At 37.2% G+C, this 2,446-nt stretch carries 3 protein-coding genes; all 3 read right to left on the bottom strand.

Features of this window, described 5'->3' with window-relative positions; genetic code table 11:
• Positions 1-144: 144 nt before the first annotated feature.
• Genes H140_RS0113520 through H140_RS0113510 form a run of 3 tightly spaced genes read right to left on the bottom strand, consistent with a single transcriptional unit; the run spans position 145 to position 1,698 of the window.
• The gene (locus tag H140_RS0113520) at positions 145-807 is read right to left on the bottom strand and encodes a DUF938 domain-containing protein (protein ID WP_019674175.1); all 663 of its coding nucleotides are present in this window, start codon (positions 805-807) and stop codon (positions 145-147) included.
• An 11-nt stretch (positions 808-818) separates the two neighbouring features.
• Positions 819-1,283: a flavodoxin family protein gene (locus H140_RS0113515; protein WP_019674174.1), complete on the bottom strand. Its 465-nt coding sequence runs from the start codon at positions 1,281-1,283 to the stop codon at positions 819-821.
• Position 1,284: 1 nt separating this feature from the next.
• The gene (locus H140_RS0113510; RefSeq protein ID WP_019674173.1) at positions 1,285-1,698 is read right to left on the bottom strand and encodes an OsmC family protein; all 414 of its coding nucleotides are present in this window, start codon (positions 1,696-1,698) and stop codon (positions 1,285-1,287) included.
• Positions 1,699-2,446: the final 748 nt, after the last annotated feature.

The raw sequence follows: 2,446 nt of genomic DNA, 5'->3' as shown, positions 1-2,446 counted from the left end.
TTATGCTGTGTCAAGAACTAATTTAAAAGTTTTTTGATTCTTTTAACTTGCTTCGCTTATGCTCGGCCTCTCTTGAACAGGTCGTGTATTATATACGCTTTATTGACTGGGTCAAGTCAAATTCAGCATTTTTTAAAATTTAATTTAAACCTCATCGCATTTTTTGAAAACTAATATCTCGTTATTAGCTGGCATTTGGTATTGAGTATTTAAAGACATGTGGTTCTGTTTTGCTAGCGTTATCAGATCTACCTTATCGCGTATACCACTGTTAGCATCGCGTCGACGCAAATACAAATCAAACTGACGATTACTATCACTACTATACTGACCTTTATCATTAAACGGACCGTATACTATTAGCTTACCGTTAACTGGTAATGCCTCAGCAACTAGCTGAAATAACCTTTCAACCAAAGACCAATTAATAATATGCAACGTGTTAGCGGTAAACACAGCGTCGTAGGATCCCTGGCTATCGGTTTTAATGATAGGTAGGTTATCCGAATTCAAATCGAATACTAACGGTTTGTGAAGATTGGCAGCTGGATGCCTATCATGCCAAGCTTCGATTACTCGGTGATTGGCTATCACATCGCTGGTTTGCCACTGTAAGTGTGGCAATCTAGGTGCAAAATATACGCTATGCTGCCCCGTACCCGACCCGACTTCTAACACTGAGTGACAACCAGATAACTCTTGTTGTAATACCTTCAAAATAGGTTGTTTATTATTCTCACAAGCCTGTGAGAATGGTAAATCTTCACTGAAATCCGCATCCGTATTGCTTAAATTTTGTTGACTCATAGATAACAAACCTAATAAATTCCAGCTTCAACGCCAACAGACAAGGTCATTGCAAGCTCTTCTACTTGCTTAATAAAGTCATGTTGCCACTCTCCCTTCAATACCAATGCCTCCTGAATCCACTCCCAACGTAAACCAGTAGTTATGGTCTTTATTGCTCGCTTCGTTCCTGTGCCATCATGACCTGCTCGGATATAAACCGCAAAAGGCAATCCCTGCTTCTGCTCCAGCAGCGGATAATAACAACGGTCAAAGAAATCTTTGGTCAGACCTGCCATATAGGCTAAGTTTTCTGTTGTTCCTAACAATAAGGCATCCGCAGCAAGTACATCCTCGGGCTGAGTATCCTGTGGAGATTTTAAGATAACTGTTAGGTTAATGTCAGGATGATTGGCCCCCTCAAAAGCTGCTTGCGCTAACTTTTGAGTATTCGGTGAGGGTGCATGAGCAACGATAAGTAGCGTTTTAGCAGTCATATCACTGATCGTTTAAATAGGAAAAAGTCAGGTCTTGGTTAATATCAGGGTGCAAGCTTTTCGCTACTGGACAAGTCAGCGCAGCTGCTTCTAATATCTTCTTGGTACGTGCATCAAAATTTTGTTGAAAGGTAATATTAACTTTTATATCACTGACTCGACGTGGATCTGACGCCATGACTTTGGTGACTTCAGCTTTGGTACCGACGACATCAACATCCATGTCTGCGGCCTTAATGCCAATAATCGTTAACATACAACTGGCCAAACTGGTTGCTAATAAATCGGTAGGTGAAAACGCTTCGCCTTTGCCATGATTATCCGTTGGCGCATCGGTGATGATTTCATTATTTGATTGTATATGTAAAGCTTGGGTACGAAGATTTCCTTGGTATTGGACGGTTGATGTGGTCATAAGCTAGTCCTTTAATTGAGCTGATATTATTTTATGACTAACATACTAGCTTATTTCTGACCAATAATGAAATAAGGCACAGGTTTGATTTTAATATCAGAGCTTAATCGGCAGTGAAGACTGAGCAAAGGCTAAAAGTACCATACAGGAAAAAGCCCCCTTCAACATAAGTTAAAGGGGGCTTCTAGATATAGGGATCTGACGTTGACCTTTTAGAATCTAAAAAACCCATACTTACTTCAACAAGTACAAACTTTAATATCCTAAATAACGGTAAACTTTCATGTCATATAAATTCTTAAAGGCTATTTATGTACTAAAAACTCTGATATCTGCCTATAATAATGCCATAGAAAAACAATTTAAAAGCTAGGTAAATCAAACTTCTTTTTTAATTTGTAGTTGGACAAACTGTACCAAAGCCAACTTTATCTACCTCACCATTACTATATTCACAATATCTATGAGTAGCATCAGTCCACTGTTTCATTAATACCCCAGCAGATGCATTACAGGATATAGTTAATAATAAGATAGTTACATACGTGTTAGTTATAATTTTCATATTATAAAGCCCATTAATATTTAATTCTAAAATAATTATAACTACTTAAATTTTATCTCAAACTTATATAAAGTTTTAAAAAGTAGATATAATACCAATTCTAAGAAATAATATATAATAAATTATTATTTACTATTACGACGCCAGTATGCCAAAAATAACGCCTAGAAATCATAAGTTAAG

The sequence above is a fragment of the Psychrobacter lutiphocae DSM 21542 genome (assembly GCF_000382145.1).
Lineage (GTDB): Bacteria > Pseudomonadota > Gammaproteobacteria > Pseudomonadales > Moraxellaceae > Psychrobacter > Psychrobacter lutiphocae.
This window is presented reverse-complemented; position numbering and strand designations above follow the sequence as displayed.